At 35.0% G+C, this 24,432-nt stretch carries 25 protein-coding genes; 15 read left to right on the top strand and 10 right to left on the bottom strand.

Features of this window, described 5'->3' with window-relative positions; genetic code table 11:
• Window positions 1-47: 47 nt before the first annotated feature.
• From ACFSQS_RS06045 to ACFSQS_RS06005, 9 genes are all read left to right on the top strand, one after another.
• Window positions 48-578, top strand: a complete 531-nt coding sequence (locus ACFSQS_RS06045) for an RNA polymerase sigma factor (RefSeq protein ID WP_388015668.1) — start codon at window positions 48-50, stop codon at window positions 576-578.
• A gap of 11 nt (window positions 579-589) precedes the next feature.
• Window positions 590-1,378 (top strand): anti-sigma factor, encoded by a 789-nt coding sequence (locus tag ACFSQS_RS06040; protein WP_388015665.1) that lies wholly within the window; start codon window positions 590-592, stop codon window positions 1,376-1,378.
• Window positions 1,379-1,525: 147 nt separating this feature from the next.
• Window positions 1,526-1,729 carry a membrane or secreted protein gene (locus tag ACFSQS_RS06035; protein ID WP_388015662.1) on the top strand — a complete coding sequence of 68 codons (204 nt, stop codon included), beginning with the start codon at window positions 1,526-1,528 and terminating at the stop codon, window positions 1,727-1,729.
• A gap of 6 nt (window positions 1,730-1,735) precedes the next feature.
• The gene (locus ACFSQS_RS06030) at window positions 1,736-2,848 is read left to right on the top strand and encodes a glycosyltransferase (protein WP_388015659.1); all 1,113 of its coding nucleotides are present in this window, start codon (window positions 1,736-1,738) and stop codon (window positions 2,846-2,848) included.
• The gene (locus tag ACFSQS_RS06025; RefSeq protein WP_388015656.1) at window positions 2,839-3,390 is read left to right on the top strand and encodes an RNA polymerase sigma factor; all 552 of its coding nucleotides are present in this window, start codon (window positions 2,839-2,841) and stop codon (window positions 3,388-3,390) included. The genes ACFSQS_RS06030 and ACFSQS_RS06025 overlap by 10 nt, the downstream gene beginning before the upstream one ends.
• Window positions 3,383-4,627 carry an NRAMP family divalent metal transporter gene (locus ACFSQS_RS06020; protein ID WP_388015653.1) on the top strand — a complete coding sequence of 415 codons (1,245 nt, stop codon included), beginning with the start codon at window positions 3,383-3,385 and terminating at the stop codon, window positions 4,625-4,627. The genes ACFSQS_RS06025 and ACFSQS_RS06020 overlap by 8 nt, the downstream gene beginning before the upstream one ends.
• Window positions 4,628-4,679: 52 nt before the next feature.
• Complete coding sequence (gene lipA / locus ACFSQS_RS06015; RefSeq protein WP_388015650.1) at window positions 4,680-5,558, top strand: lipoyl synthase; 879 nt, start codon at window positions 4,680-4,682, stop codon at window positions 5,556-5,558.
• A gap of 2 nt (window positions 5,559-5,560) precedes the next feature.
• Window positions 5,561-6,577, top strand: coding sequence for a type I glyceraldehyde-3-phosphate dehydrogenase (gap, locus tag ACFSQS_RS06010; RefSeq protein WP_388015647.1), 1,017 nt, complete (start codon window positions 5,561-5,563; stop codon window positions 6,575-6,577).
• A gap of 29 nt (window positions 6,578-6,606) precedes the next feature.
• Window positions 6,607-8,844: an ATP-binding protein gene (locus ACFSQS_RS06005; RefSeq protein ID WP_388015644.1), complete on the top strand. Its 2,238-nt coding sequence runs from the start codon at window positions 6,607-6,609 to the stop codon at window positions 8,842-8,844.
• Here the strand turns inward: ACFSQS_RS06005 and lpxK are convergent.
• Window positions 8,834-9,838, bottom strand: a complete 1,005-nt coding sequence (gene lpxK / locus ACFSQS_RS06000) for a tetraacyldisaccharide 4'-kinase (protein ID WP_388015641.1) — start codon at window positions 9,836-9,838, stop codon at window positions 8,834-8,836. The two genes, ACFSQS_RS06005 and lpxK, sit on opposite strands and share 11 nt — an antisense overlap.
• Before the next feature lie 53 nt (window positions 9,839-9,891).
• Between lpxK and ACFSQS_RS05995 the strand changes: the two genes are divergently transcribed.
• Together ACFSQS_RS05995 and ACFSQS_RS05990 are read left to right on the top strand one after the other, a co-directional pair.
• Window positions 9,892-10,986, top strand: coding sequence for a Nif3-like dinuclear metal center hexameric protein (locus tag ACFSQS_RS05995; protein ID WP_388015638.1), 1,095 nt, complete (start codon window positions 9,892-9,894; stop codon window positions 10,984-10,986).
• A 3-nt stretch (window positions 10,987-10,989) separates the two neighbouring features.
• A complete protein-coding gene (locus ACFSQS_RS05990; RefSeq protein WP_388015635.1) occupies window positions 10,990-11,769 on the top strand; it encodes a zinc ribbon domain-containing protein in 780 nt (259 codons plus the stop codon).
• 220 nt (window positions 11,770-11,989) lie between these two features.
• Here ACFSQS_RS05990 and ACFSQS_RS05985 read toward each other — a convergent pair whose 3' ends face one another.
• The 4 genes from ACFSQS_RS05985 to radC all read right to left on the bottom strand — a co-directional run bounded on the left by ACFSQS_RS05985 (window position 11,990) and on the right by radC (window position 15,717).
• Window positions 11,990-12,847 (bottom strand): hypothetical protein, encoded by an 858-nt coding sequence (locus ACFSQS_RS05985; RefSeq protein WP_388015632.1) that lies wholly within the window; start codon window positions 12,845-12,847, stop codon window positions 11,990-11,992.
• 43 nt (window positions 12,848-12,890) lie between these two features.
• Window positions 12,891-13,580, bottom strand: a complete 690-nt coding sequence (locus ACFSQS_RS05980; RefSeq protein ID WP_388015629.1) for a YjjG family noncanonical pyrimidine nucleotidase — start codon at window positions 13,578-13,580, stop codon at window positions 12,891-12,893.
• Window positions 13,570-14,871: a polysaccharide deacetylase family protein gene (locus ACFSQS_RS05975; protein WP_388015626.1), complete on the bottom strand. Its 1,302-nt coding sequence runs from the start codon at window positions 14,869-14,871 to the stop codon at window positions 13,570-13,572. The genes ACFSQS_RS05980 and ACFSQS_RS05975 overlap by 11 nt, the downstream gene beginning before the upstream one ends.
• Before the next feature lie 147 nt (window positions 14,872-15,018).
• The gene (gene radC / locus ACFSQS_RS05970; RefSeq protein WP_388015623.1) at window positions 15,019-15,717 is read right to left on the bottom strand and encodes a RadC family protein; all 699 of its coding nucleotides are present in this window, start codon (window positions 15,715-15,717) and stop codon (window positions 15,019-15,021) included.
• Window positions 15,718-15,866: 149 nt separating this feature from the next.
• Between radC and ACFSQS_RS05965 the strand changes: the two genes are divergently transcribed.
• From ACFSQS_RS05965 to ACFSQS_RS05955, 3 genes are all read left to right on the top strand, one after another.
• Entirely contained in the window at window positions 15,867-16,319 is a 453-nt protein-coding gene (locus ACFSQS_RS05965) for a DUF1569 domain-containing protein (protein WP_388015620.1), read from the top strand.
• A gap of 81 nt (window positions 16,320-16,400) precedes the next feature.
• On the top strand, window positions 16,401-17,000 hold the full coding sequence (locus ACFSQS_RS05960; protein WP_388015617.1) for an FMN-binding negative transcriptional regulator: 600 nt from the start codon (window positions 16,401-16,403) through the stop codon (window positions 16,998-17,000).
• A 4-nt stretch (window positions 17,001-17,004) separates the two neighbouring features.
• Window positions 17,005-18,570 carry a sulfatase family protein gene (locus ACFSQS_RS05955; protein ID WP_388015614.1) on the top strand — a complete coding sequence of 522 codons (1,566 nt, stop codon included), beginning with the start codon at window positions 17,005-17,007 and terminating at the stop codon, window positions 18,568-18,570.
• Window positions 18,571-18,622: 52 nt separating this feature from the next.
• Here ACFSQS_RS05955 and ACFSQS_RS05950 read toward each other — a convergent pair whose 3' ends face one another.
• From ACFSQS_RS05950 to ACFSQS_RS05935, 4 genes are read right to left on the bottom strand one after another with little or no spacing between them, the layout of a single operon-like run.
• Entirely contained in the window at window positions 18,623-19,099 is a 477-nt protein-coding gene (locus tag ACFSQS_RS05950) for a hypothetical protein (RefSeq protein ID WP_388015611.1), read from the bottom strand.
• 41 nt (window positions 19,100-19,140) lie between these two features.
• Complete coding sequence (locus ACFSQS_RS05945; RefSeq protein WP_388015608.1) at window positions 19,141-20,283, bottom strand: tetratricopeptide repeat protein; 1,143 nt, start codon at window positions 20,281-20,283, stop codon at window positions 19,141-19,143.
• A gap of 2 nt (window positions 20,284-20,285) precedes the next feature.
• Window positions 20,286-22,469: an energy transducer TonB gene (locus ACFSQS_RS05940; protein WP_388015605.1), complete on the bottom strand. Its 2,184-nt coding sequence runs from the start codon at window positions 22,467-22,469 to the stop codon at window positions 20,286-20,288.
• Window positions 22,466-22,831: a BlaI/MecI/CopY family transcriptional regulator gene (locus ACFSQS_RS05935; protein ID WP_388015602.1), complete on the bottom strand. Its 366-nt coding sequence runs from the start codon at window positions 22,829-22,831 to the stop codon at window positions 22,466-22,468. Before ACFSQS_RS05935 ends, ACFSQS_RS05940 begins: the two co-directional genes overlap by 4 nt.
• A 141-nt stretch (window positions 22,832-22,972) precedes the next feature.
• On the opposite strand from ACFSQS_RS05935, the gene ACFSQS_RS05930 reads away from it, so the two are divergent.
• Window positions 22,973-23,476, top strand: coding sequence for a DUF456 domain-containing protein (locus ACFSQS_RS05930; protein WP_388015599.1), 504 nt, complete (start codon window positions 22,973-22,975; stop codon window positions 23,474-23,476).
• A 278-nt stretch (window positions 23,477-23,754) separates the two neighbouring features.
• On the opposite strand, the gene ACFSQS_RS05925 is transcribed toward ACFSQS_RS05930, so the two are convergent.
• Window positions 23,755-24,429, bottom strand: coding sequence for a response regulator (locus ACFSQS_RS05925; protein ID WP_388015596.1), 675 nt, complete (start codon window positions 24,427-24,429; stop codon window positions 23,755-23,757).
• Window positions 24,430-24,432 lie beyond the last annotated feature (3 nt).

Here is a 24,432-nt window from a genome sequence, read left to right as displayed (position 1 = left end):
TGATATAATTACCAATTGTAAAACGCATTGCTTAAACTAAAATTATCTTGATAACCCCTATAGAAAAAGACATAGTTGACCGACTAGAAAATGGCGACAAAAAAGCCATTACCCTGTTATATGAAAACTATGCAGATGCCTTGTACGGGGTTATTAAAAAGGTGATAACGGATGATGAGACCGCTCAAGACGTACTGCAAGAAACCTTTGTAAAGATTTGGCGATACTCAAAAAAGTACGATTCAAGCAAAGCAAAACTGTTTACTTGGCTCTACAGGATTGCCTATAATACGGCTATCGATAAAATACGCTCTTTAAAGAATAAAACCGAAAAAGAAGTCCAAATGGAGACTTCATCCGTATATAAAGTATCATTTGGAGAATTAAATCAGGATGTTTTAGATATAAAAAAACACCTTGGTAGCTTAGATGAAAAATATCAAATAGTAATAAATGCACTCTTTTTTGAGGGCATGACACAGCAAGAAGCCAGCGAAGAATTAGACATTCCGTTGGGCACTATAAAATCGAGATTAAAAATTGGATTGCGAGAATTGAAAAAAATCTATAATCCCTAATAAATAAAGTCATGAATGAGAAAATAAATACGTTTTTAAATTCTGGCCTATTGGAAAAATATCTACTAGGTAAAACCACCCCTGCCGAAACAGAACAAGTTGAAACCTATATTTCAAAATACCCAGAAGTACAGAACACATACAACAGTTTGCAGCACAACTTAGAAATAGTTGCTAAAAGCAATGCTGTTGAAGCACCTAAGCACATTTTAAACAGCATCTTAGAAGAGCTTGACGATAAGCCGGTTGTTAAATTAAAAACCGCTTACAAATATAAAAAATGGTACAAATTTAGTGTGGCCGCCAGTATTGCCGCCCTAATCTTTGCAGGAACTTCGTATATGTTCTATACCCAAAACCAGAAACTCGCCGAAGAAAACCAAGTGGTTGTCGATGAAATTTTTGATTTACGAAGCGATATAGCAAAAAACAACAAAATGCTAGACAATGTAATGCGCCAGCTTTTAAAACTTAACAACCCAGAAACCGAGAAGTACATTATTAAAGGCAACGAGCGCGCTAAAGATTTAAAAACTGTAGCCTACATAAACCCTAAAGAAAAAACATCGATGATCGATGTAGTTTCCCTACCGCAACTGCCAGAAGAACAATGCTACCAAATTTGGGCAGAACTGCAAGGCAAAATGGTAAGCTTAGGCATATTAAGCGAAACCGACAGACAACTTAAATCGTTGCCTTATACAGAAGACGCTTTGGCACTAAAAATAACCATCGAGCCTAAAGGCGGAAACACCACAGCATCGGTAGAAAACTCTGTAGCACAAATTAGCTTACATTAAAGTTAAACCTACTTAAAACAGTAAAATAGCCTTGTTTTATAACATATAAAACAAGGCTATTTTATTTCTACCTAACAACTGCTTAAGCAAGCAATAACTTTTAAAATTAGTGCCAAAAGCATTATCTTTGCACAAATTTTTATTCAAATGAAACTTCTTTTAATTACCGTTGCTTTATTAGGGCTAGCAATTGCAGGAATCGCCATAAAGCTTTGGGCGAAAAAAAACGGCAAATTTGCCGGCACTTGCGCTAGCCAAAACCCAATGCTCAACAAAGCAGGCGATGCATGTGGTTTTTGCGGCAAAACCCCAGACCAATTTAGCGACTGTAACGAACCACAACACCCTTAAATTTTTATGGGTGTTCTTGATTATTTGTTCTACACATTTATTGTTGTAGTTTTTTTTCAGGTTAACTATTATTTATTCTTTCTAGGCCGATTTGCTTTTTTAAAACAGAGCAAAACAGTTTCAAAAAACCTACCCGTATCGGTTATTATTTGTGCCAAGAACGAAGCTAAAAACCTAAAGGCATTCTTGCCTTCGCTTATAGCCCAAGAGTATTCTAATTTTGAGATTGTACTTATTAACGATGCCTCCCAAGACAATTCGTTAAGCATTATGGAAGCCTTTGCATCAAAGCACAACAACATAAAAATAGTCGATGTAAAAAACAACGAAGCCTTTTGGGGCAATAAAAAATATGCCTTAACACTGGGCATAAAAGCAGCCACAAACCATTACTTATTATTTACCGATGCCGATTGCAAACCTGTTTCTAAACAATGGATAACAGAGATGGCTTCGCATTTTAACGAAAACAAAAGCATCGTTTTGGGTTACGGTGCGTATGCGAAAATTAAGAGTTCGCTATTAAACAAACTCATTCGGTTTGAAACCTTAATTACCGCCATACAATACTTTTCGTTTGCAAAAATGGGCATCCCGTACATGGGCGTTGGCAGAAATTTAGCCTACACCAAAACCGAGTTTTTCAATGCACGTGGTTTTATGAGCCACATGAAAATTCGATCGGGCGACGACGATTTGTTTGTTAACGAAGCAGCAAACAAAACCAATACCGCTATTTGTTTTTCAAAAAACAGCTTCACAAAATCTAACCCCGAAACCAGTTTAAAAACATGGTTTAAACAAAAGAGGCGGCACATTTCAACGGCCAAACACTACAAGCAGCACCATAAAACCTTACTGGCATCAATTTATATTTTAAACTTGCTGTTCTGGTTTTTAACCACAGTATTATTGGTGCTTCAATACCATTGGGCATGGGTAGTTTCTTTATTTGCTATCCGCATTATAGCCTACTATCTTGCTTTAGGGTTTTCGGCAAAAAAACTAAAAGAAAAAGACCTGGTATTTTTCTTGCCTTTCTTAGAAATCTTTCTAATTATAGCGCAAATAACTATCTTTATAAATAATCTTATTTCAAAACCTAAACATTGGAAATAAACGAAGCTATCAAACGCGCAAAAAATAACGACCAAAAGGCCTTTAATTATTTGTTGGATCTGTTTTGGGATAGCGTTTACGGGTTTCAATTAAAACGCACTCAGAATGAAAATGATGCCGAAGACATTACCATTCAAACATTCTCGAAGGCTTTTGATAGAATAGAAACCTTTAATGAAGCTTACAAATTTAAAACCTGGCTCATTACCATTTCTAAAAATATCCATATTGATTTACTACGGAAGGAAAAAAACTCCATCGCCCAGGTTATCTCCAAAAACCAACGCGATGCCCTTCAGGTTTTAGACGAGTCGCCCACGCCCGAAGACGAATTGATTAACGAGCAACATTTAGCTAAATTACTGAGAGACATAAAAAAACTAAAACCGCATTACCAAAAAGTTATTAACCTGCGTTATTTTCAAGAGTTAAGCTACAAGGAAATTTCGGCAGAACTTAAAGAACCCATTAACAATGTTAAAGTGAAGCTGTTGCGCGCAAAAAAACTGTTGGCTGATATTATTAACGAAAGTGATGATTAACAAACTTAAAAACCTAGGCCCTGGCTTACTATTTGCAGGTGCAGCCATTGGCGTTTCGCATTTGGTACAATCTACACGTGCTGGTGCCGACTTTGGTTTGGGCTTAATTTGGGCTTTGCTTTTGGTACATCTGTTTAAATATCCTTTTTTTCAATTTGGCCCTCGCTACACCACGGCTACCGGCAAAAGCTTATTAGAAGGCTACTACAAATTAGGCAAAGGCATTTTAGGCATTTACTATGTGCTAAATATAGCCACCATGTTTACCATACAAGCTGCCGTAACTATTGTAACTGCCGGATTGGCAGCCACCCTTTTTGGCGATTTTGAAACTTTTAAAATTGGAAACAAACTAATTACAAGCACAGAAATCTGGACCGTTATTATTTTGGCAATTTGTTTATTACTGCTTATTATTGGGCGTTACAAACTCCTGGACAGGTTAATGAAGGTTATCATCGTAACATTAACCATAAGCACTATTATTGCCGTTAGTATGGCTTTATTAGATAATACCGAACGTATTTCATTTAAACAAATTCTACCAGAAACCCCTTTAGAAATAGCCTTTTTAATAGCCTTTATGGGTTGGATGCCTGCGCCTTTAGATATTTCGGTATGGCAATCGCTTTGGGTTATTGAAAAAAACAAAAACACTAAAGTTTACAATACTAAATCGGCTTTATTCGATTTTAATGTCGGGTATGCAAGCACCATTGTTTTAGGCATTGCATTTCTTTTATTAGGCACATTGGTAATGTATAATAGCGGCGAAACATTTAGCAATTCTGCCAGTGTTTTTTCTGGGCAACTCATTAATATGTACACGGTAAACTTAGGCAATTGGGCCTATATTATTATTGGCGTAGCTGCATTTACAACCATGTTTAGCACTACCTTAACCACCTTGGATGCTTCGCCACGGGTTATGGCAAAATCTACCCAATTACTATGTAACAAAATCTCAAAATTAAACTATACGTTCTGGATAGTAACACTATCAATTGGTACGTTAGCCATATTTTTCTTTTTGGCTTCAGAAATGGGGCTGCTAATTAAAATAGCCACCATTCTATCGTTTATTACTGCACCATTTTATGCCATTTCAAACTACATATTAATTTGCAGTAAACACACACCAAAAGACCGGAGACCATCAAAACAACTGCATATTTTAAGTTGGTTAGGCATCTTCTTTTTAATAGGATTTAGCATTTGGTTCTTAACGACTATATAAGATATTTTTAATAGAATACTTCGTATCTTTGTACGCTGAAATTTGATAAGAGATGAATACAGATACTACTTCAAATATACTTCCAGAACGACAAGCCAAACCAAAATGGCTTCGTGTAAAATTGCCAACAGGAAAAAAATATACCGATTTAAGAGGTTTGGTAGATAAATACAAACTAAATACCATTTGTACCTCGGGCAGCTGCCCAAATATGGGTGAATGCTGGGGAGAAGGTACGGCTACCTTTATGATTTTAGGTAACATCTGTACACGCTCTTGCGGATTCTGTGGCGTAAAAACAGGACGCCCCGAAACGGTAGATTGGGACGAACCCGAAAAAGTAGCTCGCTCTATTAAATTAATGAAAATAAAACACGCTGTTTTAACCAGTGTTGATAGAGACGATTTAAAAGACATGGGCAGCATTATGTGGGCTGAAACCGTAAAAGCCGTGCGCAGAATGAACCCTGAAATAACTTTAGAAACTTTAATTCCAGATTTTCAAGGCATAGAGCAGCATATCGATAGAATTATTGATGTAGCACCAGAAGTGGTTTCGCATAATATTGAAACCGTAAGACGTTTAACCCGCGAAGTACGTATTCAAGCTAAATACGAGAGAAGCTTGGGCGTTTTAAAGTACTTAAAACAACAAGGGCAACGCCGAACAAAATCTGGTATTATGCTTGGTTTGGGCGAAACCCGGGAAGAAGTTATAGAAACCCTGCACGACTTAAAAGCCAATGATGTTGATGTGGTTACCATTGGCCAATACCTGCAACCCAGCAAAAAACACTTGCCCGTAAAACGCTTTATAAACCCCGATGAATTTAAAGAATTTGAAAATATAGGATTAGAACTAGGGTTTCGCCAAATAGAAAGCAGCGCTTTGGTACGATCGTCTTATAGAGCACAAAAACACATCCTTTAATTATGATCAAAGTTGCCATTAACGGGTTTGGAAGAATTGGCAGACGTTTGTTTAGACTCCTTAAAGACCATAAAAACATACAGGTTGTTGCCATTAACGATTTGGCAGACACCAAAACTCTAAGCCATTTACTTAAATATGATAGTGTTCACGGGCTTTTTGATGGCACAGTTTCTTTCGATGAAAATCATATTATTGTAAATCACAAAAAAATCCCGCTTTTAAATAAAACCCATCCTAAAAATATAGATTGGTTACCTTATAATATCGATTTTGTAATTGAAGCTTCAGGGAAATTTAAAACTAAAATCGATTTACAGCATCATTTAAAAAATGGTGCAAAACGCGTAATTTTAAGTGTTCCGCCAATTGAAGACGACATAAAAACCATTGTAATCGGTGTAAACGATACTAGTATTGATGGTACAGAAACCCTAATCTCCAACGCATCGTGCACCACAAACAATGCCGCACCCATGATTGACATTATCGATAAACTTTGTGGTATTAACCAAGCATACATAACAACGGTGCACTCTTACACCACAGACCAAAGTTTGCACGACCAGCCACACCGCGATTTACGTCGAGCAAGAGCAGCTAGCCAATCTATAGTGCCAACCACAACGGGAGCCGCAAAGGCTTTAACAAAAATATTCCCTAAACTGTCCGATGTCATTGGCGGATGCGGCATTAGGGTTCCGGTTATTAATGGCTCCTTAACCGATATTACCTTCAATGTAAAACAAAAAGTTTCAATTAAAACCATAAACAACGCCTTTAAAGAAGCTGCAAAAAATCAATATAAAAATATTATAGAATACACCGAAGACCCCATAGTTTCAATAGATATTGTAGGTAACACACACTCCTGTATTTTCGATGCACAAATGACCTCGGTTATAGGGAACATGGTAAAAATAATTGGTTGGTACGACAACGAAACAGGATACGCTATGAGAATAATTGATCTAGTACGCAATTTATCGGAAAAAAACACACTTTTATCGGCAAAATAATTATATTTGTCGAGAATTCAACAAAATAAATGTCAAAAATCATAAACTACATATATGCTATTTTAATGTTATTGAGCTTCAGCGTTTACTCTCAAAAAAACATTGAAAACGACCCTGAAATCATTCAAAACAATATCGATTACCGTATTACACAAGCAATGGTCGATATAGATAATTACAGCTATTATGAAGCTCAAAAAAAGCTAGACGAGGCTCTGGATATTGCAGTAAATGCAAACAACAAAAAAAACGAAGGCATTATTTACGCACTTAAAGGTGAACTGCAACTTAATATTGAAGAGACAGACAATGCCATACAATCGCTTAACAAAGCAATAGCCATTCAACGCTTAATAAACGACAATGTTAATATTGGCAACTCTTACAAAATATTTGGAGACATCTATTTTAGTAAAAAAGACTACTACCAGGCCTTAGACCAATACACCGCGGCAAAATCTAAATTTGAAGAAGAAAACCTAACCGAGAGTTTAGCTAAGGTTTTACTAGCCGAGGCAAAAACATATATGGAACTTAAAAACTTTAGAAAAGCCAGGGTACTAAACGAGCAAGCCATTGTACTATCTAAAAAATACAACTATTTAAAGATACAGAGTAGCGGCTTAGCAAATCATGGCAAAATTTTCAGCGTTTTGGGCGACAACGAAAAAGCCTTGGAATACACCAACGAAAGCATACAAATAGCAAAAACCAACAACTATGCCAGTATTTTAAACGAAGGCTATTTAATTTTAAGCGACATCAACAACAATCTTGGAAACTACAAACCCTCAAGAGATTACCTAAAAGCCCACCTAAAGTTATCTGATTCGCTTAGGCTTATTAAACGCGCAAACTTATCCCCACAAAAACAAAAAGAGTTTTTATTGGCCGATAAAAATGAGGAAAACAAAATACAAGCCAAAAAACTTGAAGAAGCCGAAAACAAAAACGAATTAGGTACTTTAATATCTATTTTAAGCGTTGCATTAATTACCATACTATCTTTATTAACCTTATCGCTTTACAAAAACAACAACATAAGGCTAAAAACCAACAACATGCTGCATAAAAAAAATGCAGAATTAATAGTAGCCAAAGAAAAAGCAGAACTAGCTTCTAAAACAAAAGCCAATTTCCTTTCTACCGTAACTCACGAGTTACGTACACCGCTTTATGCCGTAACGGGTTTAAGCAATATGTTACTAGACGAAAACCCAAAACCAGAACAGGTACAGCATTTAAAATCGCTTAAATTCTCTGGGGATTACCTGCTCACTTTTATTAACGATATTCTTCAAATAAACAAAATTGAAGCCAATAAAGTTGATATAGAGCCCGAAGCCTTCAACTTAAAAAAGAAAATAAGCAACATTATTTTAGCGCTAAACAACTCAGCACTAGACAATAACACTAAAATCCATTTAGATTACGAGACCAATCTGCCTGAAAACTATATCGCAGATCAATTAAAAATTTCCCAAATTCTCATTAACCTTATTGGCAACTCCATTAAATTCACTAAAGATGGCGATATTTGGATAAGGGTTTATAGAATAGACCAAAAAGACAAAATTTACACGCTGCGATTTGAGGTTGAAGACAACGGCATTGGCATAAGCCAAGAAAAGCAAGACAAGATGTTCGAGAGTTTCTCTCAAGGCTCAATACAAATCAACAGAAAATATGGCGGAACCGGTTTAGGCTTGTCTATTGTAAAAGGTTTAATAGACATTTTAAAAGGCGACATTTACCTTAAAAGCGAATTGGGCAAAGGCACTACCTTTTACTTTGAAATCCCCGTAGAATATACTGCCATAGAGGAAGCAAAAGAAAAACCAACAACTTATTTTGAAGGCGACACCAGCGAACTAGACCTAAACAACGTTAAGGTATTAATTGTTGAAGACAACAAAATAAACCAAATGATAACAAAGAAGATTCTAACTAAAATGAATCTTAAATGCGATATTGTAGATAACGGTGAAGATGCCGTAGATATAATTAAAACCAACGACTACGATATTATTTTAATGGATATACACATGCCCGGAATTAGCGGTATTGAAGCCACAAAAATAATAAGGAGTTTTGATAAAGAACTTACCATTTTTGCCTTAACCGCCGTAACCATTGAAGATAAAATGCAGGAGTTTGAAGAGGCTGGCTTTACAGACATTATACCAAAACCCTTTAAACAGGATGAGTTCGAGAAAAAATTGTACTACGCCTTAACATCAAAAAAAGGTGCTTCGACTAATGCTTAACAGCCTGTTCGATTAGCTTTTTAAAATCGTGCTCGCGATCCAAAACTATTGTTATTGGCAAATAAAACAACTTACCATTTAACTGCCCATGTTGCCTAAGGCGCATATAATCTTTTTCGGTTGTAATAATTAAGGATTGCTTTTCTAAATACAGAATATCCTGCGGCGAAAACTGGTAGTGATCGTTGTAATTTAAATGCTGGAATTTTAAATTTTTAGAATTCAGGAAATCAACTAAAGGTTCTGCATTGGCAATGCCCGTAACCAAAGTAAAGTTAGTTAAAGTTTCAAGTATTTTTGAAGCATCTTTTGAAAAAACTTCATTTGAATAAACAATCGAACTAAAAAAAACATGCTGATAACTCTCAGCTTTTATTCTATTTAAAATGCTATTTTTTTCTGAAACCTTTAAATGCTTTGGGCACTTGGTAACCACTACAACATGGGCGCGTTTTGCACCACTTTTGGGCTCGCGCAAATTACCGGTTGGCAACACAAAATCTGAATAGTAGGGGTTGGCATAAGTGGTTAATAATATATTAAAACCCGCTTTTACTCTACGGTGCTGAAATGCATCGTCGAGCAAAATAATTTCGGGTTTATCTTTTAAATGCCTCAGGTTTTTAATGCCGTTTCTCCTATCGGAATCTACAGCCACCCAAACATCGTTTCCAAATTTATGGTAAAACTGGAACGGCTCGTCGCCAATAGTTTCAGCAGTTGCATTTCCATCAGCCAATTTAAACCCTTTTGTTTTTCGTTTGTAACCGCGGCTTAAGGTAGCCACTTTAAAATCATCTTTCAGCAGCTTTATTAAATACTCGATCATGGGTGTTTTTCCGGTGCCGCCAACACTTAAGTTACCAACGCACAGCACAGGAAAATGGTACGATGCAGATTTTTTAACACCCAAATCATAACATATATTTCGCAACCAAGTTACCAAATAATAAAAAGGGACAACGGGGAACAATATTTTTCTAATTAGCTTCACAGCTACGAAAATATAATATTTATATTTGTTTTATAATCCATAGCAAAAATAAAATGATAGTTCAAGACGTCATAAACCATCTAGAAACACTAGCTCCTATAGCTTACGCCGAAGATTTTGACAACGTGGGCCTTTTGGTAGGCAACAAAAACGAAAAAATCACCAGTGTTTTGGTTACTTTAGACACGCTTGAAACTGTTGTAGATGAGGCTATTGAAAAGAAATGCAATCTTATAGTAAGCTTTCACCCCATAATTTTCAAGGGCTTAAAAAAACTTACGGGCAACAATTACGTAGAGCGCGTGGTTTTAAAAGCCATAAAAAACAACATTGCCATTTACGCCATACATACCGCTTTAGATAACGCTTTACAAGGTGTAAACAATATGATTTGCAATCGGCTGGAATTAAACAACAAACGCATTTTAATACCACAAAGCCAAACCATAAAAAAACTAACCACTTACGTGCCAAAACACGAGGCCGAACAATTGCGGACCGCTTTGTTTAAAACAGGTGCAGGCAATATTGGCAACTATAACAATTGCAGTTTTAATGTCGATGGATTGGGCACTTATAAAGGCAACGAAAACTCTAACCCAAGTCTTGGCGAAAAAGGTGTATTACACACCGAAGCAGAAACCAAAATTACTATTACCTACGCAAAACATTTAGAGCCTAAAATACTTAAAGCGCTTTTTAAAACGCATAGTTACGAAGAAGTAGCTTACGAAATAACAACCCTAGAAAACAAAAACCAAAATATTGGCATGGGCATGATTGGAGAATTTAAAGAACCAATAGACGCGCAAAGTTTTTTAAACCACGTAAAAACCAAAATGAACACGGCCTGCATTAGGCATTCGGCAATACCAAATAAACCCATAAAAAAAGTTGCGGTTTTGGGTGGTTCTGGCAGTTTCGCCATTCAGGCAGCCAAAGCCGCAGGAGCCGATGCATTTATAACTGCCGATTTAAAATACCACGATTTTTTTATGGCAGAAAGCAGCATACTTTTAGCAGATGTTGGGCATTATGAAAGCGAACAGTTCACAAAAAACCTTTTAGTAGCTTATCTTACAAAAAAAATTAGTAATTTTGCAGTCGTTTTATCAAACACAAATACCAATCCTGTTAAGTATTTTTAAAGTATGGCTAAAAAGAAAGAAGTAACTGTAGAAGAGCGTTTAAGAGCTTTATACGATTTACAGCTCATCGATTCTCGAATAGATGAAATAAGAAATGTTCGCGGAGAACTTCCGTTAGAAGTTCGCGATTTAGAAGACGAAGTTGCTGGACTGAACATTAGGTTAGAAAAACTTATGGCTAGCTTAGAGGTAATCGATAACGACATCGCTTCTAAGAAAAACCTTATTGAAGAAGCTAAAGCCTTAATAAAAAAGTATAGCGAGCAACAAAAAAACGTTAGAAACAACAGAGAATTCAACTCGCTTACCAAGGAAGTCGAGTTTCAAGAATTGGAAATTGAATTGGCAGAAAAGCACATTAAAGAATTCAAGGTTCAAATAGAGCAGAAAAAAGAAGTTATTACCGAAACCAAAGCACGCATTAAAGAGCGCGAAAACCACTTAAAACATAAAAAAAGTGAGCTAGACGCTATTTTGGCCGAAACCGAAAAAGAAGAGCAATTGCTAATTAAAAAATCTGAAGATTACAAAAAGCAAATTGAAGCCCGATTAGTTGCCGCTTATACCAGAATTCGCAATAACGTTAAAAACGGGTTGGCCGTAGTACCTATTGAAAGAGGTGCCTCTGGTGGTTCTTTCTTTACCATTCCGCCACAGGTTCAAGTAGAAATTGCATCGCGCAAAAAAGTTATTACAGACGAGCACAGTGGCCGTATTTTAGTTGATGCTGCTTTAGCCGAAGAGCAAAAAGCTAAAATGGAAAAGATGATTGCAAAGCTTTAATTTCCATTTAAAACATATTTTTAAAAGCCTTCAAAAAAAAATGAAGGCTTTTTTATTTGGCAATATTAAGCGGTAAAACAGCAGTAATTTATGGCAATTTTAAATTGCAATGGGTTTACGGTACTGCAAGTACGCTTAGCAACATTAATACTGTTTTTTATACCTCAGCACCAACAATAATTTAAGAGTTACCGCATATTCAGGAAAAAAATAGAGGCTTTTAAAACTTAATATTCAATTCTTCCTGGGTTAAAGTTGCGCCATAGTTATGGTCTAAAAACCAAGTGTTATCTTTTTTATAAATAATAGCATCTATTCCTTCTACTACAAAAACATCCTTTAAGTTGGTTCTATTTATTCTATAAACCACCTTTGGAGAGCTATCAACCAACTGAAAGCCATTTGGGGTTTCTTGTGCGTACAATATGTTAGAGACTCCTTCAATAACGGTTTTTTGCTCTGTTTTATTTTCAGATATTTTAACCGGTGCTTTTACTTCTGTTTTGGTTTCTACAACATCTATAACTTCTTCTTTTTTATTTTTTAAAGATTGTATTTCTTCTTTTAATTTCTGGATTTCCTGTACCACCTCGTTTTTGGTTTTCGTATCTGTTTTGGCAACGGTTATGGCGTTTTTATTACTGGGTTGATAGCTATAATTTACGTTTTCAAAAGATTTAAAGGCGTTTCGCAAAGCTTCGTTATAAGATTTACTATACTCTTTTATCCTGCTTTCTCCTAATTGCGAGGTATATACTACTTGGTCGTTACAATCTTTTAGCTCTACGGTCAATTTTGTCTTAAACATGCCCGAGCCTTTTAAAACATTCGACTTTAATCCCAAACATCGGTTTTGCTTAAAATCGTCTGGATAGCTTCCTCCTTCAACCAAAGTGCTAAACCCGTATTTTTCAAACAAAAACTTGGTTAACGAGTTTAAAAGGTATTGGTTTTCTTGTTTTAAAAAGTCGAACTTCTTGGGGACTATTACGTATTTATAATCGTTTAAATTTGATTGCGAGAATGCGCTTGTAAAAATAAAACAAGCTAAAAGAGTTGTAAATAATTTAGTTTTCATTTTTAATAGTTATATAGTTAAAACCCAACTGTAAAGATACACTTTACAAATACTTTTTTAAATGAATTAGGTTGTTTATTTGTTTTACGCCATTATTTTTAGATTGATTTTTTACATCAAAAAGAATGGCATCCATACCTATATTTATGGCTCCGAGTATATCTGCCTCAAAATTATCGCCTATCATTAAAGCTTTATTTACAGATGTATTTGCAACTTTTAGGGCATGGTTGAAAATTTTTGGGTTTGGTTTTTTAACACCAACCGATTCGGAGTTTGTTACCGTTTTAAAGTAATGGGTAATGTTAGAGTTTTTCATTTTTCCTTGTTGCACTTCGCCAAACCCGTTTGTTATAATATGAAGGGAGTAATTGTATTTTAGATAGTCTAAAATCTCGAAAGTGTTTTCAAACAAATGGCTAAAGGTACTTAAATGTGTGATGTAATCTTCTGAGAGTTGATTAATTAGTGCATCTCCAGCAGTAAAATTTATGGCGGTAAACGCCTCGTTTAAGCGACCGTAACGTAGCGATTTTTTATCAATCTTTTCTTCTCGGTAAAGTTTCCAGTACTTTAGGTTTATGGGTTCGTAGTGTTGTAAAAAATTGTTCAAATCAACAGGGACATTGTTCATTTTAAAAATCTTATCGAATGTTAGTGCAGAGTTTTTATCGAAATCCCAAAGGGTATGGTCTAAATCAAAAAAAATATCTGTGATGCCTTTAATTTTCATTTGCCGAATTTAAAATAATATTAAACAATTCCTTAAAGCCTTTCCATCTATTTGCATCGCTAAAGGTATAGTTATGGAAAATGGGCACAAATTCTCCGTTTACCTGTTTTACTTGATTTATAACTTGGTTTAAAGCCTTTTTTTTATCTAATTGAGATTGGTTTTTTAACAGCGCATAATCCATAAGGTGGTAGGCATGTACTTTTAGCGGTGTTTGCACCTCGTGGTCCAGATCGTAAAACAGAAACGGAGTACAGGAACCTGCCCTAAAACCTATATGGTTTATATACCCCATGGTATAATCTTCTTCAATCTCTAATTCAATAAGGTTTCTGTAAGATTCTGGTAAATTGAGTTTGGAGTACGAGTGTCTTGAGGCAGTTAGGGTTGTGTTAATAATGGCTTCCATTTGTAGTTTTTCTTTCTTTAAAACCTTAATGTTATCGATAGCGAAAAACGATGCTTTTAAGCCAACGGTACAATAATCTGCGACTTGTTTTATAAGCGATATAAACTTTTTTCTGTTGGCGTTTATACTTTTGTCGTAGGTAGAATAGGTCCCTATTAAAAAGAAAAACACAAATTTAAACTTACTTTGCTTTTGTTTGTTTATTATGTATTTAAAAGTATCGAAAGGGTCGTGTTTTAAACCAAATAGCACCACAAACCTCTGGTATAGTCTTTTAAGTCTAAAATGGAGCAAATCTTTAAAAGTACCGCCAATAGTTCTTATCAATCCCTTTAGTTTATAGCTGTAAGCAGTTGGCACATCGATTACAGGTTTTATGCTATAGGTGCGTTTAGGGAAATTAAAATCAGGGAAATGCCCTTGCAATGCCTTTTTAAATTTTAGGGACCAAATATCTACAACAGGCTGATGCAAGAAACCGTTTTTAAACGCTAAGCTCTCGGTGGCTAAAAAACGTCCGTATTGGTCTCGTACTTGTGGCAAATACTCTTCGTATCTAGACAATAGGTAAAAGGAAGCTGCAAAAATATCAAACGGTATGGCGCTTTTTTCGCCGTTATAAAAAAAGCTTTTGGTCTCTTCCCAATCTTGTACATGTATATCCAGATCTGATAGGCCCTGTTCAAACAAAATATCGTTGCTTTTTACAAAAAACTCACTGCCCAATTGTTGCCTTGTATAAGACATTTTTAAACTATCGTGCGCAATAAAAGTTTCAATTTTTGTGGTAAACGATACCTCTATGCCCAATACCCGGGTGCAAATATGCTTAAAAGCGTATTTTAATCTTGGCGATATGTTATGGGTATAAACTAATAACATCTTTTTAGTTGGCAGTATTCAGTTTTTAGTTGGCAGCCTTGAATTATAAAAAGGCTATACAAATGTAAATTCCAAAATTTTAAAAATACAAATTCCAAGAGTTTTCTTTTTTTGGAATTTGGGATTTGCGTATTGCTTTTTTACATGCTAAAGTATGTTTTCGTCCGCAAAACTAAAGTATGCTTTTTCTGTTACAATTAAATGGTCCAGCACTTTTATATCTAAACTTTGTGCCGCGGTTTTTAGTTTATTGGTAATTTGTTTGTCGGCCTCACTGGGTTTTAAAGTCCCAGACGGGTGGTTATGCACCAAAATTAAACCCGTTGCCCCAACTTGCAGGGCATTTTTAAGCACCAAGCGCACATCTACCAAAGTACCCGTAATGCCGCCTTTGCTCAATTGATTTTTTTGAATGACTTTGTTGGAGTTGTTTAAATAAATAATCCAAAACTCCTCGTGCTGCAATTCGCCGATAATAGGTTGCATCAACTCAAAAACCGATGCGCTCGATGTAATTTTGTTTTTCTGCAAAGCCTCTTCGCCTCTTCGCCTTCGCCCCAATTCCATGGCTGCAGCAATGGTTATGGCCTTGGCTTCGCCTATACCCTTAAAGGCCATAAGTTGCTCGACCGATAGTTTGCCCAACGCGCTTAAATTGTTATCTGCACTTGCTAAAATACGCTTGCACAAGGCCACGGCACTTTCTTCTCTGTTGCCCGATCCAATTAAAATGGCCACTAATTCGGCATCGCTTAAAGAGGCTTTACCTTTGTAGAGTAGTTTCTCGCGAGGTTGATCGTCTTGCGCCCAATTTTTTATGGAGAATGATGATGGTTTTTCAGACATTTGATAAATATAATTATTGTAAATTTCAAGTGCAAATAAAGTATTTTTGTTAAACACTTTATTTAGATTCCCGTTTTGACGGGAATGACAATTTTAACGGATACCCAAGGTAGAACCTTGAGTGATTTTTTAAATTAAAATACAGAAATATGAAGTCTTTATTTAAAACCGAAAACCAACAAACTATTTTAAACAGAATAAAAAACTTAACTGAAACATCGCAACCCAGTTGGGGAAAAATGGATGTGGCTCAAATGCTTACACATTGCCAAAAACCTCTTGAAGTTGCCAATGGCACGTTACAGCTAAATACCAAAATTGGTTTTGCAAAAAAACTCTTGTTTAAACTTTTTAAATCTGCTATGTATAACGATAAACCTTGGCAGAAAAATTTAGGAACCGTTCGAGAATTTAGAGTAACTGACGCACAGGGATTTGCAACTCAAAAAGAAAAACTAGTACAAGCTATTAATGAGTTTTCTAAATTAAAAGATAAAACGAGTTGGCCAACGCATCCGTTTTTTGGGGATTTCACAACTGAACAATGGGGCAAAATGCAATACAAACATTTAGATCATCATTTAACTCAATTTGGAGTTTAATCGATAATAATGTGACTTAAAAATCAACAATTGTTTTTGCACACACACTCAATTTTAGAACCATTTTAATTATAATACAACTTGAATTATCCACCAAAACATCATCAAGAATCCGATATTAATCACTTGATTGAAGTGATTAAAACGTATCCTTTAGCAACTGTAATTTCAGTAAAAAACAACGAGCCTCTAATAACACATTTGCCTTTAATTTACAACAAAAACGGAAAGCTTATTGGGCATATAGATAAGTACAATCCGCAGGCAGAACTGCTTAAAAACAACAATGCTGTAACTGTTATTTTTTCTGGACCGCAATGCTATATTTCTCCAAGCATCTATTCCAGTTCCCAATTACCCACCTGGAATTACATAAAAGTACACCTTAAAGGCAAGGTAAATGCAGTAAACAATGAAGAGCAGGTAAAACAAGATTTGGTAGATCTGACCGATTTTTTGGAAGCTCCAACCCATAAATACAAACTAGAAATAGACAACCCAAAGATGCTTGGTTTAATAAATTACATTAGAGGTTTTGAGATTGATATTACCCATTGGGAAGGTAAATTTAAACTCTCGCAAGACAAAAACAAAAGCGATATGGCCAGTGCGAAAAACGAATTGATACGTGCTAACAAAGCGAGTATCGAAACTTTTTTAAGTAAAGTATTTAATGAATAAAAACATGAAAAACCACGCATTGCTTATACTTTTATTGATGCTCTTAAATATTTCAAGTTGTTTAGAATCTGAAAAAAAAGAAGAACTAAAACCAAATATTATTTATGTTTTAGCAGACGATTTAGGCTACGGCGATATTTCTTCATATAATGAAAACGGACAAATTAAAACCCCGCACATAGACCAATTGGCCAACGAAGGCATAACATTTACCGATGCGCATACGGCATCGGCAGTTTGCACACCAACACGATACAGTATTTTAACGGGGCGATACAATTGGAGAAGCACATTAAAAAGCAGTGTGCTAACAGGAAAATCGAAAGCATTAATTCCAAATTCAAGAACTACCGTGGCCTCTATGTTAAAAAAACAAGGTTACCACACCGCTTTTATTGGCAAATGGCATTTGGGTTGGGACTGGGCCTTAAAAGATGAAAAAAACTTTGGGGGAAGCGGATGGGACGCCAATGATTTTGATAATATAGATTTTACAAAACCCATAACAAACGGCCCTAACGATTTAGGGTTTACCTACGCCTACGGGCATTCGGGCTCTTTGGATATGGCACCGTATGTGTATGTTGAAAATGGTCGCGCTACCCTAGTTCCAGATTCCATTACCGAAAACACAGGCAAATATACATGGTGGCGAAAAGGGCCAACATCAAAAGATTTTATACATGATGATGTTACACCCAATCTATTCAGAAAATCGTTTGAGTTCATTACCGAAAAAGCCAAAGACGACAATCCGTTTTTCTTGTACCTCGCTTTACCATCGCCTCACACACCCATTTTACCAACAAAAGAATGGTTGGGCAAAAGCCATATAAATCCGTATGCCGATTTTATGATGCTGATTGATGCCTATATGGGACAACTTACCAACACCCTAAAAAAAGCAGGAATTGAAGATAATACGATGGTTATTTTTACAAGCGATAACGGATGCTCGCCAGAAGCAGACTACAAGGTTTTAAAAGCAAAAAACCATAACCCGAGTTATGTGTACCGTGGGCATAAAGCCGATATTTTTGAAGGCGGACACCGTGTGCCTTTTATAGTTAAATGGCCGAAAAGGATAGCACAAGGCATCACATCAAAAGAAACCATTTGCAGCACCGATTTTATGGCAACCTGTGCAGAGATTTCCGGATACAAACTTTTAGCTAACGAAGCCGAAGACAGTTATAGCTTAATGCCTTTATTTAAACAAAAAACACTTAACAAACCCTTTAGGGAAGCCACGGTACACCACTCCATTAACGGTAGTTTTGCAATTAGAAAAGGTGCCTGGAAACTTATTTTGTGCGCTGGTTCTGGCGGTTGGAGCTTTCCCAGGCCCGATAATAAAACAGCTTTGGATACTTTGCCAAAATACCAGCTTTATAATTTAAAAAACGACCCAAGCGAAACCCATAATTTAATAGCAATACACCCGGAAAAAGGAAAGGCTTTAAAAAATTTACTCACCAAATATATTGTTGAAGGCCGAAGCACACCGGGAACACCACAACAAAACGACAGTATTGATTTTGATTGGAAGCAGATACGGTTTATTGAATAAATACCACAGTAAAAAAGGAATATGGAACCAAATTAAACCTTTGGCTTATGTGCTAATTTACTTTTACAATTATGGGCAACTTAAACTCTGTTTTAACTTGCTGGCCGCGTTTTGTAGCTGGAAAGATATTGGGCAGCGAGTCTAAACTTTTGGTAAGCAAAGTTTCAATACTCGGAATTTCAGCAATTGTCAACGAATCTATTTTGGCATCTATTAATTTTAAATAGCCGGTTTCAGAAACTTGAAAATTTAAAACTATGGTATCGCTAATATCTTTTGATACGATTATGATTTCATCTTGTAAAAACCCAGAAATATGCGCCGTTAAAACCTGCTGAAAACAGGTTTTCTTTTCTGCTTTAAGCGTTAACGAATCGCAGATAGAAAAACTTGGGTACTCATCAACATCGTTCCAATTAAAAGTTTGCAATTCTTCTTTTAAAATGGCTTCGGGCGATGTTTTTTTTACATTGAAATACTCGCAAGACGCAAGCACTAAAAACAACAATAAAACGCAAGTTTGCCTCATGGTTTAAAACTGAAACCGAAAAGTACAATTTTTTTTAGATTTTAATCTTTTTTCTTTTGCACATTAAGAAACTTTTCTTCTTTTAGTATTGATATTTGATTATTAACAAAAGGTATCAACTTGCCTTTTGGGAATTTTTTCTTAAAATCTTCAAAAGCTTTAATCTTAGCATCATAATCAGCATAATATGTGCTCAATGTTAAAGCCAAATGAAAACTAGCAATCTCGTTTAAAGGATTTTCATTAATCGCTGTTTTTAAGGCTTCAATACTTTCTTTATATTTTTTTTGCCGGTTTAAAACCGTGGCTAGCTTCATATATTCAGCATCTAATGGCTTATCTAATAAGGCCAAAGCTTTCCATAAATATTCTTCGGCTTTTTTAAAATCAGCTAGCTCCTCATAATACGTTCCAATTACATAAATAGAGGTTGCATCCAATGGATTAATTTTTAGCACTAACTTTCGTTGTTCGATAGCCTTTTCAAATTCATATAATTGTGCATAACTCAGACTTAATTTTTCATGAATGAATGCTGAAGATTCACCTAATTCAAGAAGTTTTTCAAACCAAACAATGGCGTTTTCATATTGATGCCTAACATAATAATTTTGAGCTTTTAAGCTTATTAATTGTTTGTTGTTTTTATAAGATGATAAGCCAATATCGATATATTTATCAACTAATTTATTATGCCCTTTTTTAAGATGAAATTTAGCTATTTTATAAATGGCTTTTTGGTGTGTACTATCTAACTTAAACGCGCTAAAAAACCTGTTTTGAGCTGTTGAATCTTTTAATTGCTCTAAAACTAAACCCAACTCGTAATGAAAATTTGGGTTTTTATAATCTGTGTAAACCAGTTTGTTAAATACTTCTGATGCTTTTTTAAACTTTTTAGTTCGATATAAAAACTTACCATAATCATATTTTAACAATGTGTTTTTCGGGTTGGTTTCTACACCTTTTTCGTAGTTAATTAAAGCCTCGTCATAATTGCCAATCGCGATATATGCTTTTGCTATTTTATGATAAACTTCGGGTGGATTATTGTATGCTTTATATTGTGCGATGGCTTTACTGTAATTACCGTGGGCAAACAAACTATCGGCAACGTTTAAAACCGAAGTTTGTGCTTCGGTTTTAAATACTAATAATAAAAATATAAAAATTAGTCTAATCATATTTAATCGGCTACTTGGAAAATTATTGGTAAAGAATATGACACATCTACCTTTTTGCCTTTATGTTTACCAGGAATTAATTTAGGAATTGATTTAATTACTCGTATGGCTTCAGCTTCTATATCTGGATGTGGCGCTCTAGATATTTCAATTACAATATTGCCCTTTTTTGTGATTTTAAAAACAATATTAATGCGTTGTCTTCCTTTTAAACCTAGGCTTTTAGCTAAATCAGCATTAAAGTTTCTATTTACAAACTTTGAAACTCCATTCGTTGTACATTTTCTTCTTTCTTTTTCAGTTTCTAAAGCTTCGCATTCTGGTAAAGTTGGTGCTTTATCAACAATTGCAAAAGGCTTTGCAGTTCCATCTATGGTATCATCTGCATAACCAACAACAGTAGTCTCATCTAACATTTGCGTGTCTTCAACTTCAAAAATTATAGGTAACGAATACGGCACAGTTACAGCTTTACCACGTTGAATACCCGGTTTCATTTTTGGCAAAGACGAAATAACACGAATGGCTTCGGTTTCTAAAGCAGGATGCGGCGCTCTTGAACGGATGCCTTTAATAATTCCTTCTTTATTAATTTTAAAAATAACGTTAATGCGCTGTCTTCCTTTTAAACCCAAATCACTTGCTAAATCTGTATTAAATTCTCTTTGAACAAACTTTGATATTTTATTTGAGATACATTTTTTTTGCTCTTCTTTTGATAGATTTTCACATCCAGGATAAACTGGCACTTGGTCTATTACAGCAAATGGGACTTCTATTCCGTTATTAAAACTCTTTGCATTTGCATTGGTAATGCTTTTACTAGTAATCATTTCATAGCTTCTACCGTCTGTCATTATAAACTTTGTAAAAAAATCGTCTTTAAATAACAGCTTCTTTTTATTATCATATCGTTTCTTTTCTGCTTCTGTTAGGCTTTTTAAATCGTTTACAACTAATTTTAAAACACCATCGCTAGTAGCATTTTCCCATGTCTCTTTTGCTTCATCTGTTTTTTTGAATTCTAAATACTCAGTATAATTTCGATGTTTACGATTTATAAATTTGGATTTATCAATCGTTTCTGATTTATCAATTATATATTCTAAGTAAACATTAAACCTATAATAGTTTTCCTTAGTTTTTATATAATTATCCGTTTTAATAAAAAAGGCTTTGTAAATATCCATAAAATCAGCTCCATCAGCTTTCATCTTTTCAAGCTCTTTTCTTAATTTTTCTTTTAATTGTTCATCGCTCAAATCTTGATTAACAATAATAGTTTCAGGGGTTGTGTTTTGATTAGTTTTCTCTTGAGCTTCTGCCGAAGTATAAACCAACATCCCGAAAACCAAAGGAATTAAAAGTGCATACTTAAATAAATGGACTTGTTTTGATTTTGTTTTTGATAGCATAACGATTCGTTTTTTGATTAATGATTGTTTGAAAAAGGTATTGATGAACGATATGTTTTTGGTCTCGAAAACCTGAGCCAATAAGTTTTGATAATACTGTTCTTTACTTTGATGTTTTACGGCATGGGCATCGGCAATAAACTCGTGCAATGTTGCCATTCTGTTTTGGTACATATACACCAACGGATTAAACCAGAATACGATGCGTAACACTTCAAAAAACAATAAATCTAACGTGTGTTTTTGCTGGGTGTGGATGAGCTCGTGTTTTAAAATGGCTTCCTTGTCTTCAGCTTTAAGCTTTTCGCCTAAAAAGATATAATGGAAAAACGAGAATGCGGAATTGCTATTTAACAATTCTACCAACACAATATTACCGATAGATTGCTTTGGGTTTTTTAGTATTAAAGCTAAAATTTTAAACACTTTAAACAAGAATAAACAAAACGCAATACCTAAACCCATGTAAAATACAAGCTCCCAAACTGGCGTGGAATGCTGCTCTAAAACCACCTCATTTAAAGCCATGGTGTTATTTAAATTTACTGCGGGTTGCCCCAAAACCACTTCGGGAAGCGAGACAATATAATTTTGCGGCACTACTTTTTTAAAACTTTCAACCTTTATAAACGGTAATATTAAAGACAGCAAAGCGGTGGCTAAAAGGTACAATCTGTTCCATTTAAAAAAGGTATCGCGTTTTAAAAACACATCGTAAGTCAATAAAAAGAGGAGTTGAAACGCTATAGTTTGTAATATATAATGTATCATTTTTTATCGTTTTTATTGATTTCTTTTAAAACCGATTCCAGCTCGTTTAAACTAATATCGTTTTTCTTTACAAAGAAAGACACCATACTTTTAAACGAGCCTTGAAAATAATTATCGACCAACTTGTTAATGGATTGGTTGCTGTAATCGTGCTGAGAAACCAACGGAAAATACAAATGCCCTTTACCCTGTTTTTCGTAATCTACAAAGCCTTTGCTCTCTAAAATCCTAACAATTGTTGATACGGTGTTGTATGCTGGTTTTGGCTCAGGAAACTCTTCTACTATTGCTTTTACATTGGCTTTTTTAAGCTGCCATAGTATTTGCATAATATCTTCTTCTGCTTTTGTAAGTTGCTTCATTTTTATCTAATTTCATTATTAAACTAAACTCTTAGTTAAACAAATATAACTAAAAAATTAGTTCGAACTAATTTTATAGTTAAAAATTGTAACATTTGGCATGATTTTTAGTCTTATCTATAGTATAACTTAAACATATATATGGATATTATTTTAATCATCATTGCTGCTCTCATTATGCTTTTAGGCATTATTGGTAGTTTTTTACCTGTTTTACCCGGACCACTTACTAGTTGGATTGGGCTTTTAATTCTGCATTTTACAGATGCTGTACCCATGGATAAGTGGTTCTTGCTTATAACTTTGGTAATTGCCGTATTAATTTGGGTATTGGATTATATAATACCAGCCATTGGCACAAAACGCTTTGGAGGGACACGATCTGGAATGATTGGTACTACTTTAGGATTGATTGTTGGGTTAATTGCCCCTATACCGGGTGGAATAATTATTGGCCCTTTTGTTGGTGCGCTTATAGGTGAACTATTAAATAATGCCGACTCTAAAACAGCTTTTAAAGCAGCCTTGGGTTCGTTTATCGGGTTTTTAACTTCAACTTTTATAAAGTTTATAGTGGCAATAATTTATTTAGGATTGTTTATTGGCATTTTATGGGATTATAAAAGTGCTCTTTTTTCGTTTTAAAAAAAACCAACTTATTAAATAGAAGAACCCTGTGGTTCTCTCACCTCCACAGGGTTAATGTAAATTGCTATTATCAACAAAAAAATTGAGGGATTAATTAATTTTGAAGTGTTGATAAACCAAAGATAGGCATAAGATATGGCTTTAAACTGCGGAAAACCCGTAATGACTTTACGGGTAAATGGTAGAATTAAAGTATAGCGATGCTTTACAGCTTAAAAAAAAATTGAATAAAATTTAAGTAAACAGTAAAAGATTACTAAAAAGAAAATATTATACTACACAAAACCCTCTTTTCGGGCATTTATTATTAAAGTCTCGTCTTGCCCATCTTCAACCATAAACAATTCGCGGAGCTGTTTTTTTCTTTTTTCAACGGCACTTAATGAAATATCTAAATGGGCTGCAAGGTTTTTGGTTTTAACACCCTGCGAAAGCAAATGGAGTATCTTTCTGTTTTTATCGTCTATTACTTTGTTGCTGGTAAGTGTTTTTCTAATGTAACTATTTACGGTACCGCTGTAAAAGGGCGGATTGCTAAGCACTGCCTGAAATGCACTTGCCAGCTCGCTAGAGGTTAAATCGCTTTTTATTAAAAACCCCTCAGGGTCTATGGTTTTTATAATGTTATGGATACGGAAGGATTCGTTGAACATGGTTAATATAATAATTTTGGCACCGGGCAAGGTATGGCGTGCGTATTCTGCTATATCTTCGCCAGATTGCATGGCACCATCAGCTGAAGCTGGCAAGCTTATATCTACAAACAAAACATTGTAAGGCATGTTTTTTTCGAGCGCTTTGTTTATAAAGTCTAGGGCTTCGTCGCAATTGTTTGCAATATCGATTGCTAACTCTTGATGCTCTTTTTTGGTAAATTGCAAGGTGTTTTGATAGCCTTCAATAATCATAGGGTGATCGTCAATCATCAATATTTTAATATGCTCGGTCATTTC

The sequence above is a fragment of the Gelatiniphilus marinus genome (assembly GCF_042684345.1).
In the GTDB taxonomy this organism is placed as follows: Bacteria; Bacteroidota; Bacteroidia; order Flavobacteriales; family Flavobacteriaceae; genus Gelatiniphilus; species Gelatiniphilus marinus.
The sequence above is the reverse complement of the archived record's forward strand: the minus strand, read 5'-3'. Positions and strand labels throughout refer to the sequence as shown.

Coding starts and splice junctions, on each gene's coding strand:
- ACFSQS_RS06020 (WP_388015653.1), top strand. CDS start 3,383: ATGATTAACAAACTTAAAAACCTAGGCCCTGGCTTACTATTTGCAGGT.
- ACFSQS_RS05935 (WP_388015602.1), bottom strand. CDS start 22,831: ATGAAGCAACTTACAAAAGCAGAAGAAGATATTATGCAAATACTATGG.
- ACFSQS_RS05975 (WP_388015626.1), bottom strand. CDS start 14,871: ATGTTATTAGTTTATACCCATAACATATCGCCAAGATTAAAATACGCT.
- ACFSQS_RS05955 (WP_388015614.1), top strand. CDS start 17,005: ATGAAAAACCACGCATTGCTTATACTTTTATTGATGCTCTTAAATATT.
- ACFSQS_RS05995 (WP_388015638.1), top strand. CDS start 9,892: ATGATAGTTCAAGACGTCATAAACCATCTAGAAACACTAGCTCCTATA.
- ACFSQS_RS05925 (WP_388015596.1), bottom strand. CDS start 24,429: ATGACCGAGCATATTAAAATATTGATGATTGACGATCACCCTATGATT.
- radC (WP_388015623.1), bottom strand. CDS start 15,717: ATGTCTGAAAAACCATCATCATTCTCCATAAAAAATTGGGCGCAAGAC.
- ACFSQS_RS06030 (WP_388015659.1), top strand. CDS start 1,736: ATGGGTGTTCTTGATTATTTGTTCTACACATTTATTGTTGTAGTTTTT.
- ACFSQS_RS05990 (WP_388015635.1), top strand. CDS start 10,990: ATGGCTAAAAAGAAAGAAGTAACTGTAGAAGAGCGTTTAAGAGCTTTA.
- ACFSQS_RS05985 (WP_388015632.1), bottom strand. CDS start 12,847: ATGAAAACTAAATTATTTACAACTCTTTTAGCTTGTTTTATTTTTACA.
- ACFSQS_RS05965 (WP_388015620.1), top strand. CDS start 15,867: ATGAAGTCTTTATTTAAAACCGAAAACCAACAAACTATTTTAAACAGA.
- ACFSQS_RS06035 (WP_388015662.1), top strand. CDS start 1,526: ATGAAACTTCTTTTAATTACCGTTGCTTTATTAGGGCTAGCAATTGCA.
- ACFSQS_RS05930 (WP_388015599.1), top strand. CDS start 22,973: ATGGATATTATTTTAATCATCATTGCTGCTCTCATTATGCTTTTAGGC.
- ACFSQS_RS05945 (WP_388015608.1), bottom strand. CDS start 20,283: ATGATTAGACTAATTTTTATATTTTTATTATTAGTATTTAAAACCGAA.
- gap (WP_388015647.1), top strand. CDS start 5,561: ATGATCAAAGTTGCCATTAACGGGTTTGGAAGAATTGGCAGACGTTTG.
- ACFSQS_RS06005 (WP_388015644.1), top strand. CDS start 6,607: ATGTCAAAAATCATAAACTACATATATGCTATTTTAATGTTATTGAGC.
- ACFSQS_RS05950 (WP_388015611.1), bottom strand. CDS start 19,099: ATGAGGCAAACTTGCGTTTTATTGTTGTTTTTAGTGCTTGCGTCTTGC.
- lipA (WP_388015650.1), top strand. CDS start 4,680: ATGAATACAGATACTACTTCAAATATACTTCCAGAACGACAAGCCAAA.
- ACFSQS_RS06040 (WP_388015665.1), top strand. CDS start 590: ATGAATGAGAAAATAAATACGTTTTTAAATTCTGGCCTATTGGAAAAA.
- ACFSQS_RS05940 (WP_388015605.1), bottom strand. CDS start 22,469: ATGATACATTATATATTACAAACTATAGCGTTTCAACTCCTCTTTTTA.
- ACFSQS_RS05980 (WP_388015629.1), bottom strand. CDS start 13,580: ATGAAAATTAAAGGCATCACAGATATTTTTTTTGATTTAGACCATACC.